Below are 15,760 nucleotides of genomic sequence, written 5' to 3' on the forward strand. Positions count from 1 at the left end.
GCCCCGCGCCCGGGGCCGTACAGATAGGCGGCGAGCGCGGTGACGACCGCGACGACGAGAAGCGTGCGGGTGCTTTCGCGCAGGAAGCGTACGAGGGTGTCGAAGATGAAGGCCGCCGGGCCCCGGGGCAGGGCCGTGGGCGGGACGGAGTCCAGGTAGACGCCGCGCACCACGGCCAGGCCGACCAGTAGCGCCACCATCATCACCGCCGTGCCGATCCCGGCGGCCAGCAGCGTGAGCCGATGCGCGGGGGAGAGCCACACGGCGAGCGCGGCGAGCACGATCGTCACGGCGGGCAGCCAGGTGCCGACGATGTCGAGGAGGCGCATCGCGCCTTGCGCCTCGTCCAGCTTGTCCGTCCGCACCAGCGTGAACTGCCGGTCGATGTAAGGAATCTTGGCGGCCTTCTCGTAGCCCGCCCGGACGAGGCGCTGTTTGACGTTGTCGACAAGGGTGCCGATGTCCAGGACGATCGCGTTCCCGCGGGCCTGGACCGCGCTGGTGCCCTCACCGGTGAGGACCTTGACGACGGCGGCGTGGGCGCGGCGGTTGGCCGCGTCCCACACCAACGGGAACTGTTCGCTGGTGACCGCCTTGTGGATCACGCGGTGCACGGCGTCGGTGAGGGCGCTCTCCAGCGGCCCGCCGAGCATCTTCGTGCCGTTCACGACGACGGCCGGGGCTCTGGTCTGGTCCAGATTCTTGGCGAGCTGGGCGGTGATGGCGGGCACGTCGACCTGGTCGACCACGCGCCGGGTGAGCCGGTTGGTGATGGTGGACTGGACGCCGGGGTTCCGGGCGATCGGGGCGACGGTCTGGACATACCGGTGCGAGTCGGTGATCTCCTCATGCAGCCAGGTGGCGACGATGGCGAGGGGCGAGAGCAGGACCGCCAGGACGAGCAGCACACTCGCGCCCGCGTGGCGAAGCCGCCGGTGGCGTACGGCCGCGGCCCCGCGCAGCCGCTCGTACTCCTGTCGTTCGCTCCCGCTGAGCGGCTGGGGCTGGGGCTGGGGCTGGGCGGGGCCGGAGGCGTCGGCGGACGAATCCATGGGTCCTCCCTCGCGCGGGACGGAGGGAAATGCCACCGGACGGAGACGCCACCGGAGAGTGGCGGCGTCACGGCGCTGGTCACCCCTGGGGGCGGCGCATCTCCTCGATCCGCGGTCCGAGGCTCTGGAAACGCGGTGGCGGGCCGTTTCGATTCACGGTTTCGATTCACGGCCGGGAGCCGGGGCCGGGAGTCGGGACCGGGGAGCCGACGTGGTGGGGCGGCGTGGTGGCGAGCCCTGCGCGGGGTACCCGTGGGAGGACACTGCCCCGGGAGGTCATATGACGTCGGCGGCACCCTGGACGGCACGCCTCGCCCTGGTCGCGGGCGCCATGGCGGTGGTGATCCTTCTCCTGTTCGCCGGGGCGCGGAGTGTGGTGCTGGTCGCGGTGGGGGCGGGCGGGACGGCGGTCACGCTGGCGGGCGTGTGGTGGACGCTCGTCCACAGAGGGCTGGTCAGGGCGCTGGCCGCCGTGCTGGCGGTGGTGGCACCGGTCGTCGTCCTGGTCCTCTACGCGCTGGCCGGACTGTTGTGGGTGGTGCTGGTCTCCCTCGCGCTCTGGGCGCTGGCGGTTGCCTCGGGGCGGTTCGCGCTGGCGGAGGAGGCCGGGCCCCGGCGCCCGGGGGAACGCCGGGTCGCGCCGCCGGAACGGCCGTTCCTGATCATGAATCCGCGCTCCGGTGGCGGGAAGGTCGGCCGCTTGGGCCTGCCGGAGAAGGCGGAGGCGCTGGGCGCACGGGTGGCCGTCCTGGACCCGGACCACCCCGACCAGGCCGACGGGGTGGTCGGGCTCGCCCGCCGCGCCGTCGAGGAGGGCGCCGATCTGCTGGGCGTAGCGGGCGGCGACGGCACGCAGGCCCTGGTGGCGGGGGTGGCGGCCGAGTGCGGTGTCCCCTTCGTGGTGATCCCCGCCGGGACCCGCAACCACTTCGCCCTGGACCTCGGACTGGACCGGGACGACCCGTCGGCCTGCCTGGACGCGCTCACCGACGGGGTCGAACTGCGCGTGGACCTGGGCTTCATCGGTGAGCGCGTATTCGTGAACAACGCCTCGTTCGGTGCCTACGCGGCCGTCGTCCAGAGCCCCGCCTACCGCGACGACAAGGTCCGCACCACCCTTGAGCTCCTCCCCGACCTGCTGACCCACGAGACGGGGCCGGATCTCGTGGTGCGGGCGGGTGGGCTCGTCATGGACAGACCACAGGCCGTCCTGGTGAGCAACAATCCGTACCGCACGGGCGATCCGGCGGGCCTGGGGCGGCGCCCAGGGCTGGACTCCGGAGTCCTCGGCGTGCTGGCCGTCACGGTCGACTCGGCGGCACAGGCAGCCGGCCTGCTGCGCGGCCGCAACGCGCCCGGACTGGTCTCCACGACCGCCGAGGACGTCACCGTCGACACGCGGGAGCCGACCGTCCCGGTCGGCGTGGACGGCGAACCCCTCACCCTGCGGACCCCCCTCCACTGCCACATAGCGCCGGGCGCCCTGCGCGTACGGGTCCCGAGACACCGCCCGGGGGTCCCGGCCGGCAGACCGGCCATGGACTGGCGCAGGGTGCGGCGACTGGCGCTGACCACCGTCAGGACGGCGGCGGGGCGCGGACCGCACCGATCACGGTTATGGCGCGTGCGGGTGCGGGAGTTGCGCCTCCCCGTCCACCGGGAAACGGAGGGCCCCGGCGTCGGCCGTCCACTCGACGCCGCCTCGCTCCGGCCGGAGGAACGCGACGCGACCGCTGGTCATCTGGTGGTCGAAGCACAACTCGGCGACGCCGTGCACCGCCTGCACCACGCCGGTACGGCCACTGGCCGGGTCGTACGCCACCTGACCGGGGGCGGGCGCTGGGGGTTGGTCGGGCTGTGGCTGACGGAGTTGGTGGTTCATGCGATGCGTCCTTCGGGCTGCCGGGGGATGCGGACGGTGTGGGCGGGGTGGCGTCGGCGCAGCACCTCGTAGTCGGTGGCCTTGCTGTAGTCCCCGGCTCGTCTGGCCTGTTCGCGCAGTGCCGCGTAGTGGCGGCAGATGGGGCAGACGTCGTTCAACGGTCACTCTCCGGTGGATGTGGGCGGCTGGTGGCGCGCCGTTGGAGGTCTCCGGGGAGCGCCCCGCAGAACAGGACGTCCGGAGTCCCTCCCACCGACGTCTCGGCCGGACCCGCGGAACTCCAGCCACGTCGCCGCGCCACTTCCCGCATCTCGCGGGTGACCCGGTCCGCGACGCGATATCGGGTGGATTCGGTGATGTGTTCGGAGGGAAACACCATGGGGGGTTCTTCCTGACCTGGATGTGTCTTGCGAGCTTTAATCACTCTGTGTACGCCCAGCGTTGCCCTGCGGGGCCGCGCGCAACAGGGATCGGGGCACACCAAGCGGCTTGGGGTGAGGGGAGAACTACGGGTGAGTGAGGTCAGGGAAGCAGGCCAGGAACCGTCCAGCGGAGCGGCGTTCTTAGGAGCCGAGGTACGAACCTGGCGGATGCAGGCGGAGCTGAGCCAGCGGGAGTTGGGCTTGAAAGCCAACTACGGGCAGCAATATGTGGCCAAGGTGGAGGCGGGGGAGCGCTTGGCCAGCCCCGAGTTCGCCGACGCATGCGATCGGGCCTTCGGCACGCTGGGCCTGTTCGCGCGCCTACGGAAGCGGGCCAGTCAGCAGGGCTATCCGGACTGGTTCGTGCCGTACGTGCAGTTGGAACGGCAGGCGGTCAGCATCCTGGACTACTCGGCGACGCTCATCATGGGCATGTTGCAGACGCCCGAGTATGCGCGGGCGGTGTTCCAGGCCGTGCATCCCCGGAAGAGCACAAGCAAGCTCGATGAGCTGGTGGATGGGCGACTGCGGAGGCGGGAGGTGATGGAGAAGGACACGCCTCCGCTGCTCTGGTGCGTCCTGAACGAGGCATGCCTACGGACTGCGGTGGGTGGCCCAGGAGTCATGACCGCACAACTCGCCCACCTTCTGGAGGAGGCGGAGTCTCCGCACATCACCCTTCAGGTACTACCGTTCGCGGTGGGGGCACCCCCGGCGCCAGAGAGTTTCACCCTTCTGACGTTCGATGAAGGGCCGAACGTCGCCTACGTAGACACGGCGATTGCGGGCCATCTGATCGATTCACCGGAAGCGGTGGCGAGTGCGACCGCAACCTATGACCGGCTGCGGGCTGCCGCTCTGCACCCTGATCAGTCCTTGTCCATGATCCGTAGAGTGATGGAGGAATACGCTCGATGAGAAACGCTCTCGACCTGTCCCGTGCTGAGTGGGTCAAGTCCAGTTACAGCAACGGCAACGGAGGTCAGTGCGTGGAATTCGCACCCGGCATAGCCGCCACTGCCGGTGTTGTCCCCGTCCGGGACAGCAAGCACCCGGCAGGCCCCGCCCTCGTCTTCCCCGTGGAGGCGTGGACTTCGTTCACGAGCGCCGTGCGCAGCGGAGAGTTCCCGGCCAACTGAGGCGCAGCGCCGCGCGGCCAGGACGCATGGTCGCGCGAAGCGCCATCCTCGGCGCGTCTTCCAGCCGCCGTCCAAGCGGCGATGATCGGTGGGCGGGCACTCAAAAGTTATCCGCGAACGGATCTTGCGTATCTCCCCAATGGAATACATTTGAGCCCGTTTCGGGAGAATAATCTACTCGCGCTCCCACGTCGGGAAGATTGAATTCCTCTTGCAGCCATCCGTCGATAGTGAGGGCAGCGACTTCCGAACGGTAGTCACTGAGCGGAAACGTGAGTCGATGGACTGCGACTTCTATGCCCTCGGGATAGAGTGCGGAGAGGTTCTCCGAGTGAAGTGATGCGCCGACGCAGAGCCACGCCAGATCTTTCCAATGGATGCCCGGGGGAGGGGACAGGTAGATCTTTCGGTGGACTTGAATGCGCTGTTCGTTTGGCCTGCCGTTCGCGACGCTCTCGGCGGACAAGTCGGCAGCGAGCCCCCCATTCGGGAAACGCTTGCGGAATTTGAAAGTTCGAATGGCTGTCATTGCTATTCCAAGAATTTCAGCAGATGGAATACGGACTTACTGAAGAAGTGCTCTTCGCCCATTCCGGTTCTGCCTCGTATGTAGTCGTAATTGTGCGGAATCCCATCTCCGTACAGTCGGCTATGGCGATCCATGAACAATTCCGCTTCCCTGGGGCTCATTTCGATCATATCGGCCTTGCGTAGAGTTGCAAAGTCGCGTTCGGAGACTTTGAAGGTGAGTATCTCTACGTCATACCCACGGCTCTGTCGACGTTCCAGATAGCGCTCGGCATCCGCCCTGCTCCCCCACGAGTAGACGCCTTCTCCGTATTGGCCCCGGTTCGCGTCTGTAGGCCACGGGGTGCCGTCACGTCGTAGCCGCACGGCGTCTTCAGGGCCTTGCACTGTGTGGAACTCGCGGCAGGGGGCGAGGCCCAGGGGATCGGTCCAGGTGTGGGGGTTGTGGACATAGGTCGCCGGATTGAGGGCTGGGGCGAGGCCCAGAGGGTCTGGGGAGAGATAGCGGGCAGAATCCGGGTCGTAGTAGCGGTGGAAATTGTAGTGGTGGCCGGTTTCGGGGTCGAAGTACTGGCCAGGGAAGCGCAGAGGGGTATAGGCCGTGCTGTCGGCGGCCCAGGTGGTGGTGCCCCAGAGGGTGGAGCGGGAGCGCCAGGCGATGGTGCCTGAATCATCGACCAGTTCGGTGGGGGTGCCGACGAGGTCGGTGACGATTGCGAAGAAGCGGGTGTCGATTTCGCGTTGGGTGGTGGCTTCGGTGATGCGTTCGGTTTGGGCCACCGGGCGCAGGCCGTCGTGGCCCCAGGTGAGAGTGACGGGATGGGGGAGGTCCGGGGTGGTGGTGGTTTGTTCCACCAGGGTGGGGCCGTCCCAGGTGAAATCCGTTTGTTCCAGGACGCTTTCGCCGTCGGCCGCGAGGCGTTGTTTGGCGGTGCGGCGGCCGAAGGGGTCGTAGAGGTAGCGCCAGACCGTGCCGTCGGGGGTGGTGACCGATACCAGGTGGTCTTCGGCGTTCCAGGTGTAGCGCCAGGTGTCGGGTTTCTTGGACAGGCGGGTTTTTTGGCGGAGGGTGAGGCGGCCCGCGTCGTCGTGTTCGTAGCGGACCGAGCCCGCGCCGGTGATGCGCGTGCCGGTGTAGGTGCGGGGGCCCGTCGACTCCTGGGCGGGTTGCGTGCTCGGCCAGGCCGCGTGCGTTTGGTTGCCCGCCGCGTCATAGGCGTAGGTCTCGGTCCAGCCGTCGGCGTGGACGGTCGTCACCCGGCCTGTCGCGTCCAGGTCGAAGGTGCGTCGGCCCGACAGGTTGTCGTCCATCGAGATGAGGTGGCCGTCGGCTCGATAGGCGTACGCCCGGTGGATACGGCTGGATGCGCCGGTCAGCGATTGCGCGACCAGGCGGCCGAGCGGGTCCCAAGTATGGGTGAGGGTGAGGGCGTCGCCGATGCGGCGCGTGATCTCGCGGCCCGCCGCATCGCGTGTCGAGGTGAGGACGCGGTCCCCGGTGGACAGGGTGGTGCGGTTGCCCGCCGCGTCGTAGGCGTAAGTTGTCTCCGCTCCGGCCGGAGTGCGGCGGCGGACAAGCTGTCCTGCCGGGTCGTAGACCAGGTGGAGGGTGCGGCCGTCCACGGTCTCGGACAGCATGCGGCCGACGGGGTCGTAGGCCCGGGTCAGTTCGGTGTCCGGGCCGACGGCCTCGAGCAGTTCTCCGGCCGGGCCCCAGCGGAAGGTCGATACCTGCCCGGCGGCGTCCTGGGACACTACGCGGCCCAGCGCGTCGTAGACGTAGCCGGTGCGTTGGCCCAGCGGGTCGGTACGCGACAGGAGTTGGCCCGCCGCGTCGTGTTCGTAGGTCACCCTTCGGCCGTCGAAGTCCGTCTCCGCTATCAGACGGCCTGCCGGGTCATAGGCGTAATCCCAGGTCAGGCCCTGGGGGTTGGTGACCTGGGTCAGTCGCGTCGCCGCGTCGTGGGTGAAGGTGTAGCGGACCCCATCCGGACCCGTACGGGCCGCCAGCAGGTCGAAGTGGGTGTACTCGTACACCGTCGTGCCGCCGACGGAATCGGTGTGGGTGGTGCGGTTGCCCTCGCCGTCGTACGTCCAGGACTCCGCCGAGCCGTCCGGCCCGGTGCGGCGCAGGAGTTTGCCCTCCGGGCTCCACTCGTAGCGGGTCACCGCGCCCAGCGGGTCGGTCTCGGCCACCACGCGGCCGAACGCGTCCCGCTGGTAGAAGGTCGTGGCTCCCAGCGGGTCGGTGATCTCGGCCGGGAGCCCGGCCCCGTCGCAACGCACCCGGGTCGTCGCGCCCAGCGGGTCGGTGACGGCGAGCAGGCCGCCGCGTGCGTCGTACATATAGCGGGTGGTGGCGGCGAGTGGGTCGGTGAGGGTGGTGCGGTTGCCCGCCGTGTCGAAGGTCTGCCGCCACACCGCGCCGCCCGGATCGGTGATCTGCACCGGGTTGCCCTGTGCGTCGGGCACCGCGCTGATCTCGCTGCCGTCCGGCCGGATCACGGCCGTCGGATGGCCGTGCTCGTCGTAGCGGAAGCCGGTGGTGCGGCCCAGCGGGTCGGTCTCGGCGATCGTACGTCCGGCCTGGTCATACGCGGTGCGGCTGACCGCGCCTGCCGCGTCGATCTCCCCGACGACCTGGTGTGCCTCGTCGATCAGATAGCGGGTGACCGCACCGTCCGGTGAGGTCAGGGTCGTGAGCTTCAGGCCGGGGAAGTCCGGGTCCACCCCGTCGTAGCCGATGCGGAGGGTGTAGTGACCGCCTTCGCCGCCCTCGGCGACGACCCGGTCCCGCTCGTCGTAGGCGTAGGAGTACCAGCGGTTGTTGGTGTCGATCCAGGACGTGACCCGCCCGGCCGGGTCGTAGACGAAGCGCAGCGGCAGCCCCGAGGACCCCGTCACTTCGGTGAGATGGCCGTCGGTGTAGCCGTAGCCCATCACCCGTACGTCCCCCACCCACAGGCCGGTGATCCGCTCGTGCTCCGACGTCAGCCGCAGCCGGTAGCCGCCGCTGTGGAGGATTTCGAGGGGCGTGCCGGAGGCGTCGTAGGTGAAGGTGATGCGGTTGCCGTTGCGGTCGGCGATCTCCCGCACGAGCGCCAGTGCCTCGTCGCGGTACGGGGCGAAGGTGCGGACGAGCCCGGCCTCCGGGTCGGTGACGGTGTACGCGACCCCGTCCGCCGTCCGGGCCAGCGGCCACCGCGGCCCCTCCGCGGGCAGGACCGCGGCGCCGCCCGGCACCGGATGCGGATAGGCCAGCAGCAGACCGTCCTCGGTGAAGAAGACCACGCCCTGCTCGTCGAACTCCAGCCGCTGGTCGGCCGTCGATGCCCAGGTCGGGCCGAACCACCGCCCGGCGCGGTACCCGGAGTCCACCCGGCGGGAGAACACCAGCGGCAGCACACCCGGCAGCTCCACATCCGTCTGCGGCAGGAACATCCGCCCCGTCGCCACATCCACCGGATCGGTACGACCATGCCGCACCCGGTCCCAGGTACGGGAGAAGAACCCACGGCCACGGCTGCGGAGAGCGCCGCGCGCCCATTGCGTCGCCTCACGCGCCGCCAGCCTGGCCCCGACGCGGGAGGCGATCGGGGCGAGGGCACGCGGGGCGAGACCCATCAGCAGGGTCTCCGCCAGCCCGCCGCCCATGGCGAGTTCCAGCGGCAGCGCGTACGGCATGGCGAACATGGCGAGGGTCAGGAGGAGGGGAAGGCCGATCTCGAGGAGCTTTTGCAGCAGGAAGCGGTCGGTGCCGAGGATGCGGTAGCCGGCGAGGGGGGCCTCGCCGTCGGCGATCGCCGACCAGCGGGACAGCAGCAGGGCGCCGACGACGAGTGAGCCCGCGCAGACGGCGATCCGGAACTGGACCAGGGCGAGCGCCTCGCCCAGAGGGGCCGCGCCCGCGGCCCGGTAGCCGCGTACGGCGGAGATCAGGCGCCACAGGGTCAGGGCCAGCCCGGCCAGGCCGACACCGACCAGGAGGTGCAGCCCGGTGCCCCCGGTGAAGTACTCCTGTAGATCCTTCGTGGACGGGAAGGAACCCACCGCCAGATACAGCAGGGAGGGGACGGCCAGCAGCAGGCTGAGCACCAGAAGAACCTTCTCGTGGCGCGGCCGGCGGGGGCGCTGCGCCCGGGCCCGGCGCCACAACTGCCGGAAGGTCACGCCATGCCATGCCTCCTGACTGTGGGACGCGTCCATCCGGCGGGTCTGCCGGGCGACCGACTCGCGCAGCGGCTCCAGCTTCTCGGCGCGGGTACGGGGGTGGGCCGTGGCATACAGCAGCGCTCTGCGCTGCCGGGCATAGCCCAGGGCGATGATCCAGGTGGCCGGGAGGCGCAGCAGGGCGTACCCGAGGAGAGCTTCGGGGGCGGTTTGGCCCTGGCGCTCGGCCGCCAGTACGACGTCAGGCGCACGGCGCCGACCCAGGCCGGACCGGCGCAGATCCCAGATCCACGCGACGGCGAGGCACCCCAGGATGATCCACAGGCCCCAGTCCCCGGCCAGCCTCTCCCGCCACTCCATCGCGGTGGTCTCGCCCGGGAAGGCCGCGGCGTAATTGGTCACCCAGTGGATCGCCACCGCCGCGGCCAGCGGCACCAGGGCCGCGACCCGGGTCACCGCGCGGGCACCACACCACAGCAGGCCCACCCCCAGCCCGCCGAGCGCGCTGGCGAAGATGTGTACGTCATAGGGGAGTGTCGGCCCCCCGACTTCGACGGTGCCGGTCGATGAGGGAAACCAACTGCCGAGGATCTGTCCGAGGCCGGGGACGTACGGGGGGTCGATCAGTCCCCCCGAGATCTGCCAGCCCCCGTCATCCGTGGGGACGGCCTTACCCGCGGACTCGGCGTACATCAGAAGCTTTTCCAGCAGACCGAACCCCGCCCCGGCGGCGCCGCCCAGCACCACGAAGTCCGCCAGCCCCCACTGCATCCGCCTGCGCAGCGCCCACCCGGCGACCACGAGCGGCGCGATCTTGATCAGCTCCTCCACCACCGGAGCCGTCGTCCACGACACCACATCCATGACGCCCGACAGCGATTTCTCCCGCGCGGTCGCCAACTGGCGTGCCACGACGAGTTCCAGGCCCATCGAGAGCACACCGCAGCCGTACGCACCCACGCCGAAGGCGAGCAGCACCGTCGGCCACCGCACCGTCCGCACCGGCCAGGACAGCAATAAGAGCTGCAACACAGCCCATACGGACGCAGCAGCCATCCAGAACGCCACGCCCGCGGCCCCCTCCGACGTTGTCAGTGATCCGTCACGCTAAGTCGAACAGCGGTGACATACAAGGGACGGCCGAGCGGCCTGGGGCGGATCCGTGCGTCCCGAACAGGGGGTGCCCACCCCGGTACGCTGAGGCCAGCAGCATCAGCCCCAGCGCACAGGTTCAGGGAGGTGAGTCATGACCGCCGAGATGGTCGCTCCCGAGTGGATGCACGAGCAGATCACGGCTGAGCAGTACGACTCCTGGTCCGAGGAGCAGTGCGCGGGCATCGAGGTCGTGGACGGGATGGTCGTGGTGAGCCCCAGCGCGTCGAAGCGGCACAACCGCCTGGCCCGGATCCTTGCCAACGCCCTGGAAGACGCCGCAGGCCCCGACTGGAACGCCGATACCGATTTCGACGTCCGGCTCCAGGACGTGCCGCTCACCAATCGTCGTCCGGACGTGGTCGTGTATCGCGCGGAAACGATCGACATCACGCCCACCCGCCCCGAGCATGTACTGCTGGTCGCCGAGGTCGTCTCGCCCGGGTCGGAGACCACCGACCGCATCGTGAAGGTGGACCAGTACGCCAAGGCCGGAATCGCCTTCTACTGGCGGATCGAGCAGGCGGCCACCGGCGTCCCGCTCGTCTACACCTATGTTCTCGACCCCGCGACGAAGACGTACCGGGAGGGCGAGGTGTTCACCGGTGTGGTGAAGGTCGCGGCTCCGTTCCCGGTGCGGGTCGACCTCGGTCAGCTCTGATCGCTCGGACGTCGAGCATCCGGACGGCCGGTCGGGAGCACGTGGCGCAGCTTGTCCGGGTTGCGGATGATGCGGATCTCGGTGATGCGCCCGTCCTCGACTTCCGCACAGGCGACCGTGTCCGGGTGGCCCGCGACGGTGAGGAGCAGGCCCGGGCGGCCGTTGACGTCGACCGTGTGGACCCGGGGGTCGTCCATCGGCTGGGTGAGGACTGCTGCCAGGAAGCGGGCGACTTTCTCCGCGCCCTGTTGCGGGCGCAGAGCGGCCTTGACCTTGCCGCCGCCGTCGCTCCACGCCGTGACGTCGGGGGCGAGCAGCTCCATCATCCGGTTGAGGTCGCCGCCGAGGCAGGCGGCCAGGAACTCATCGGTGACCTGGCGCCGCACCTCGGCCGGTGTGTCGTAGCGCGGCCGGCGGGCCTGGACGTGAGATCTGGCCCGGTGGCCCACCTGGCGTACGGACGCCTCGCCGCGCTCCAGCATTCCGGCGATCTCCTTGAAGGAGAAGCCGAAGACCTCCTTGAGTACGAAGACCGCCCGCTCCAGTGGCGAGAGAGTCTCGAGGACGACGAGCAGGGCGAGCGAGACGGACTCGGCCAGCTCCACCTCCTCGCCCGCGCCGGGCTGGGTGACCAGCGGTTCCGGCAGCCAGGGGCCGACGTACCGCTCGCGGGTGGCGGCGGCGGAAGTGAGCCGGTTGAGCGAGAGGTTGGTGACCGTACGGGCCAGATAGCCCGCCGGGTTGTCCACCCGGGTGGTCACCTGGCTGGAGCGCAGCCAGGTGTCCTGCACCATGTCCTCGGCATCGGCGACGCTGCCGAGCATGCGGTAGGCGATGCCGAACAGCATGCGCCGGTGGCGCTCGAAGGTGGTCGCGTCGATCACGTCCGTGACGTTACCGCGCAGGTGTCCGAGAAGCCCTGGCTGGTCAGGCCGAAGGCGCTGTTGATGCGCGAGCGGTAGTTCTCCAGGGCGACCATGGCGGTGAGTTCGACGAAGGCGGCCTCACCCAGCCGCTCGATCAGGGTGGCCGCGAGCTCGTCGGTGACGCGGGGTTCGGTTTCGGTCATCGCTTCGGCGTAGTCCAGGACGAGCAGTTCCAGTTCGGTGAAGGCGTCCTGGTGGTCGCGCCACTGCGGCACCTTGGAGATCTTGTCCATGGGGAGGCCGAGGGAGTCGGCCTCCCAGTGGCCGAAGTCCATGCACCACGAGCAGTTGATCCTGGCCGCCGCGGCCATCACCGCGAGGTGCTTGACGCCCCGGTCGAGGCGGTTCCACTTGGCGGCGCCGCGCTCCTGCCGTACGTACGTCAGGAGCACCCGCCCGTTGTGGCCGACGGCCAGACCGGGGTCGAGCACCTTGCCGTAGGTGCGCCGGGAGTACCAGGCGCCGATGCGGTTGAGCAGCGTGCTGGGCGGAGCGAGCGAGATACGGGCCATGGCGGGTTTCTCCATCCTGTCGCGGCTGTGGTCGCAAGACCTTCCGCAGGTGCGACAGAACGGGCCGCCGGAGTGTGACATCCGGCGGGCACTCGTCCGAAGCGGGCGGATCCGGCCGGATCCGCCCGCTCTCAGCACTCGATGACGTTCACCGCGAGCCCGCCCCGCGCCGTCTCCTTGTACTTGACCTTCATATCGGCGCCTGTCTCCTTCATCGTCTTGATGACCTTGTCGAGCGAGACATGGTGGCGGCCGTCGCCGCGCAGGGCCATCCGCGCGGCGGTGACCGCCTTGACCGAGGCCATGCCGTTGCGCTCGATGCAGGGGATCTGGACCAGGCCGCCCACGGGGTCGCAGGTGAGGCCGAGGTTGTGTTCCATGCCGATCTCGGCGGCGTTCTCCACCTGTTCCGGGGAGCCGCCGAGGACCTCGGCGAGGCCACCGGCGGCCATGGAGCAGGCGGAGCCGACCTCGCCCTGGCAGCCGACCTCGGCGCCGGAGATCGAGGCGTTCTCCTTGAAGAGCATGCCGATCGCGCCCGCCGCGAGGAGGAAGCGGATGACGCCGTCCTCGTCGGCGCCCGGCACGAAGCGCGTGTAGTAGTGCAGGACGGCGGGGATGATGCCCGCCGCGCCGTTGGTGGGGGCGGTGACCACGCGTCCGCCGGCCGCGTTCTCCTCGTTGACCGCCATCGCGTAGAGGGTGATCCACTCCATGGCGCGGGCGGTCGGCTCGCCCTCGGAGCGCAGCGCGCGGGCCGCGGTGGCGGCGCGGCGGCGGACCTTGAGGCCGCCGGGGAGGATGCCCTCCTGGGACATGCCGCGGGCCACGCATGCCTCCATGACATGCCAGATCTCCAGGAGGCCGTCCCGGATCTCCTGCTCGGTGCGCCACGCCTTCTCGTTCTCCAGCATCAGCGCCGAGATGGACAGACCCGTCTCATGGGAGAGCCGCAGCAGTTCGTCGCCGGTGCGGAAGGGGTGGGTGAGGACGGTGTCGTCGAGCTTGATGCGCTCCTCGCCGACCGCGTCCTCGTCCACCACGAAGCCGCCGCCGACCGAGTAGTACGTCTTCTCCAGCAGCGGATGGCCCTCGGCGTCGTACGCGAGCAGCGTCATGCCGTTGGCGTGGTACGGCAGGGAGCGGCGGCGGTGCAGGATGAGCTGGGTCGAGGCGTCGAAGTCGATCTCCTGGCCGGGGCCGATCTCGGTGCCGAGCAGCCGCAGCCGCTTGGTGCCGCGGATCCGCTCCACCTCGCTGTCGGCCGCCTGGACGTCGACGGTGCGCGGGGAGTGGCCCTCCAGGCCCAGCAGTACGGCCTTCGGGGTGCCATGGCCATGACCGGTGGCGCCCAGCGAGCCGAAGAGTTCGGCGCGCACGGAGGCGGTGTGGGCCAGCAGGCCCTCGTTCTTCAGCCGGCGGACGAACATCCGCGCCGCCCGCATCGGGCCGACGGTGTGCGAGCTGGACGGGCCGATGCCGATCGAGAAGAGGTCGAATACGGAGATGGCCACGGGGGGACTCCTTCGTCTGCACGCGGGGGAGGCGTGCGGGCCGTGCGGGGGTGGTGCGGCGGGGGCGCGCCAGGGCGGGCGCGCCCCCGTGTGCAGGGTTACTTGGACAGATGGGCGTACAGCGGGTGCTTGTCGGCCAGGGCGGTGACCCGGGCCTTCAGCGCCTCCGCGTCGTAGGACGGCTTGAGCGTCTGCGCGATCACGTCGGCGACCTCGCGGAAGTCCTCCGCGGTGAAGCCGCGCGTGGCCAGTGCCGGGGTGCCGATCCGCAGACCCGAGGTGACCATCGGGGGCCGCGGGTCGTTCGGGATCGCATTGCGGTTGACCGTGATGCCGACCTCGTGGAGCCGGTCCTCGGCCTGCCGTCCGTCCAGCTCCGAGTCGCGCAGATCGACCAGGACCAGATGGACGTCGGTGCCACCGGACAGGACGGCGACGCCCGCTTCCCGCACATCGGCCTGGGTCAGGCGCTCGGCGAGGATCCGGGCGCCCTCCAGCGTGCGCTCCTGGCGCTCCTTGAAGGCCGAACCCGCGGCGACCTTGAAGGAGACCGCCTTCGCCGCGATGACATGCTCCAGCGGGCCGCCCTGCTGACCCGGGAAGACCGCCGAGTTGATCTTCTTGGCCAGATCGGCGGTGGAGAGGATCACGCCACCGCGCGGACCGCCCAGGGTCTTGTGGGTGGTGGTGGTCACCACATGGGCGTGCGGTACGGGCGAGGGGTGCAGCCCGGCCGCCACCAGACCCGCGAAGTGGGCCATGTCGACCATCAGGTACGCGCCGACCTCGTCCGCGATCCGGCGGAAGGCGGCGAAGTCGAGCCGGCGGGGGTAGGCCGACCAGCCCGCGATCACCATCTTGGGGCGGTGCTCCTTGGCCAGCCGCTCGACCTCGTCCATGTCGACCAGACCGGTCTCGGCGTCCACGTGGTAGGGCACCACGTTGTAGAGCTTGCCCGAGAAGTTGATCTTCATGCCGTGGGTCAGATGGCCGCCGTGCGCCAGGTTCAGCCCCAGGATGGTGTCGCCGGGGGAGAGCAGGGCGAACATCGCGGCCGCGTTGGCCTGGGCGCCCGAATGCGGCTGGACGTTCGCCGCCTCGGCGCCGAAGAGCTCCTTCACCCGGTCGATGGCGATCTGCTCGACCACATCGACATGCTCACAGCCGCCGTAGTAGCGGCGGCCCGGGTAGCCCTCGGCGTACTTGTTGGTCAGGACCGAGCCCTGGGCCTCCATGACCGCCGCCGGAGCGAAGTTCTCCGAGGCGATCATCTCCAGGGTGGACTGCTGGCGGTGGAGTTCGGCGTCGACGGCGGCGGCGACATCCGGGTCGAGCTCGTGCAGGGAGCTGTTGAGAAGCGACATCAGGGTCCCGATCGGAAGAGGAGGGTCAGTTTTCGGCGAAGGCGGTGTACGCGTCGGCGGAGAGCAGTTCCTCCGGCTCGCCGGTCACCCGCACCTTGAACAGCCAGCCGCCCTCGAAGGGGGCGGAATTCACCAGCGCCGGATCGTTCACCACGTCCTCGTTGATCTCGGTGATCTCACCGGAGACCGGCGAGTACAGGTCGCTGACCGACTTGGTGGACTCCAGCTCACCGCAGGTTTCACCGGCGGTGACGGCAGAGCCGACGTCGGGGAGCTGGACATAGACGACATCGCCGAGCGCGTTGGCCGCGAACTCGGTGATGCCGATCGTCGACACGCCGTCCTCGTCGGCGGCCGACAGCCACTCGTGCTCCTTGCTGTAGCGAAGCTGCTGGGGGTTGCTCATGGTCCGATTCTCCTGGATACGGGGGAGTGATT

At 69.7% G+C, this 15,760-nt stretch carries 11 protein-coding genes and 1 pseudogene; 4 read left to right on the forward strand and 8 right to left on the reverse strand.

Translation table 11 applies throughout. The annotated features are described in order from the left end of the window. A partial coding sequence (locus KN815_RS17415; protein ID WP_216342846.1) for a hypothetical protein occupies nucleotides 1–1,052 on the reverse strand: 1,052 nt, incomplete at its 3' end. Between the two features lie 280 nt (nucleotides 1,053–1,332). On the opposite strand from KN815_RS17415, the pseudogene KN815_RS17420 reads away from it, so the two are divergent. From KN815_RS17420 to KN815_RS17430, 3 genes and pseudogenes are all read left to right on the forward strand, one after another. Next, nucleotides 1,333–2,652 (forward strand): annotated as a pseudogene (locus KN815_RS17420) (diacylglycerol/lipid kinase family protein); the annotation flags it as partial. Between the two features lie 776 nt (nucleotides 2,653–3,428). Further along, a complete protein-coding gene (locus tag KN815_RS17425; RefSeq protein WP_216342847.1) occupies nucleotides 3,429–4,274 on the forward strand; it encodes a helix-turn-helix domain-containing protein in 846 nt (281 codons plus the stop codon). Further along, nucleotides 4,271–4,495: a DUF397 domain-containing protein gene (locus KN815_RS17430; protein WP_216342848.1), complete on the forward strand. Its 225-nt coding sequence runs from the start codon at nucleotides 4,271–4,273 to the stop codon at nucleotides 4,493–4,495. The genes KN815_RS17425 and KN815_RS17430 overlap by 4 nt, the downstream gene beginning before the upstream one ends. A 100-nt stretch (nucleotides 4,496–4,595) precedes the next feature. Here KN815_RS17430 and KN815_RS17435 read toward each other — a convergent pair whose 3' ends face one another. Continuing rightward, a complete protein-coding gene (locus KN815_RS17435) occupies nucleotides 4,596–5,024 on the reverse strand; it encodes a hypothetical protein (RefSeq protein WP_216342849.1) in 429 nt (142 codons plus the stop codon). A 2-nt stretch (nucleotides 5,025–5,026) separates the two neighbouring features. Continuing rightward, nucleotides 5,027–10,249 carry a DUF6531 domain-containing protein gene (locus KN815_RS51540; RefSeq protein WP_216342850.1) on the reverse strand — a complete coding sequence of 1,741 codons (5,223 nt, stop codon included), beginning with the start codon at nucleotides 10,247–10,249 and terminating at the stop codon, nucleotides 5,027–5,029. Between the two features lie 190 nt (nucleotides 10,250–10,439). Between KN815_RS51540 and KN815_RS17445 the strand changes: the two genes are divergently transcribed. Then, entirely contained in the window at nucleotides 10,440–11,006 is a 567-nt protein-coding gene (locus KN815_RS17445) for a Uma2 family endonuclease (RefSeq protein ID WP_216342851.1), read from the forward strand. Here the strand turns inward: KN815_RS17445 and KN815_RS17450 are convergent. The 5 genes from KN815_RS17450 to gcvH form a co-directional block, all read right to left on the reverse strand. Then, complete coding sequence (locus tag KN815_RS17450; RefSeq protein ID WP_216342852.1) at nucleotides 10,997–11,890, reverse strand: RNA polymerase sigma-70 factor; 894 nt, start codon at nucleotides 11,888–11,890, stop codon at nucleotides 10,997–10,999. The genes KN815_RS17445 and KN815_RS17450 overlap by 10 nt on opposite strands. Next, nucleotides 11,887–12,444, reverse strand: coding sequence for a carboxymuconolactone decarboxylase family protein (locus KN815_RS17455; protein WP_216342853.1), 558 nt, complete (start codon nucleotides 12,442–12,444; stop codon nucleotides 11,887–11,889). The genes KN815_RS17450 and KN815_RS17455 overlap by 4 nt, the downstream gene beginning before the upstream one ends. Nucleotides 12,445–12,575: 131 nt before the next feature. Continuing rightward, nucleotides 12,576–13,958: an L-serine ammonia-lyase gene (locus KN815_RS17460; RefSeq protein ID WP_216342854.1), complete on the reverse strand. Its 1,383-nt coding sequence runs from the start codon at nucleotides 13,956–13,958 to the stop codon at nucleotides 12,576–12,578. Nucleotides 13,959–14,056: 98 nt separating this feature from the next. After that, complete coding sequence (glyA, locus tag KN815_RS17465) at nucleotides 14,057–15,322, reverse strand: serine hydroxymethyltransferase (protein WP_216342855.1); 1,266 nt, start codon at nucleotides 15,320–15,322, stop codon at nucleotides 14,057–14,059. Nucleotides 15,323–15,347: 25 nt separating this feature from the next. After that, a complete protein-coding gene (gene gcvH, locus KN815_RS17470) occupies nucleotides 15,348–15,728 on the reverse strand; it encodes a glycine cleavage system protein GcvH (protein WP_216342856.1) in 381 nt (126 codons plus the stop codon). Nucleotides 15,729–15,760: the final 32 nt, after the last annotated feature.

The sequence above is a fragment of the Streptomyces niphimycinicus genome, assembly GCF_018883605.1.
Classification (GTDB): domain Bacteria; phylum Actinomycetota; class Actinomycetes; order Streptomycetales; family Streptomycetaceae; genus Streptomyces; species Streptomyces niphimycinicus.

What these genes read in the sequence shown, in the direction of transcription:
- KN815_RS17435 (WP_216342849.1), bottom strand. Translation starts at nt 5,024, where the DNA reads ATGACAGCCATTCGAACTTTCAAATTCCGCAAGCGTTTCCCGAATGGG.
- KN815_RS17430 (WP_216342848.1), top strand. Translation starts at nt 4,271, where the DNA reads ATGAGAAACGCTCTCGACCTGTCCCGTGCTGAGTGGGTCAAGTCCAGT.
- KN815_RS17455 (WP_216342853.1), bottom strand. Translation starts at nt 12,444, where the DNA reads ATGGCCCGTATCTCGCTCGCTCCGCCCAGCACGCTGCTCAACCGCATC.
- KN815_RS17445 (WP_216342851.1), top strand. Translation starts at nt 10,440, where the DNA reads ATGACCGCCGAGATGGTCGCTCCCGAGTGGATGCACGAGCAGATCACG.
- gcvH (WP_216342856.1), bottom strand. Translation starts at nt 15,728, where the DNA reads ATGAGCAACCCCCAGCAGCTTCGCTACAGCAAGGAGCACGAGTGGCTG.
- glyA (WP_216342855.1), bottom strand. Translation starts at nt 15,322, where the DNA reads ATGTCGCTTCTCAACAGCTCCCTGCACGAGCTCGACCCGGATGTCGCC.
- KN815_RS51540 (WP_216342850.1), bottom strand. Translation starts at nt 10,249, where the DNA reads ATGGCTGCTGCGTCCGTATGGGCTGTGTTGCAGCTCTTATTGCTGTCC.